General features: G+C 38.5%; 1 protein-coding gene. It reads right to left on the bottom strand.

All coding sequences use genetic code 11. The annotated features are described in order from the left end of the window. Positions 1-348 (bottom strand): hypothetical protein (locus HC175_RS20930; RefSeq protein ID WP_209310162.1); only part of this gene is annotated, 348 nt, incomplete at its 3' end. Positions 349-361: the final 13 nt, after the last annotated feature.

Here is a 361-nt window from a genome sequence, read left to right as displayed (position 1 = left end):
AAAACGGTCGGTCACCTTTGTAAGTTGGCTCCTGCTCACGTTTTGGTTGTTGATCACATCGTCCAGTTTTTCCTGTGCGATTGCAATGGTCCATACCCTTTTGGCTATACTTGAAAGGGCTTCACTAAGACCTTCTAAATCCAACAGTGTGAATTTCTTCTGACTAATTGCCTCACTGGCTTCATCAAAAATAAAAACCAAGGTTTCATCGGGATATTTTAAAAGATACTTTTCAAGAACCTCTTTAAATTTACTGGCAGAAAAATTCTGAATTGCAGCACTGTAGGTATTCTTAGTATCCTCATATTCTGCTTCAGAATAATCCATAGCCATATAAACCCGTCTCATTGCCTTTGCAATT

This window comes from Salinimicrobium oceani (assembly GCF_012037645.1).
The sequence above is the reverse complement of the archived record's forward strand: the minus strand, read 5'-3'. Positions and strand labels throughout refer to the sequence as shown.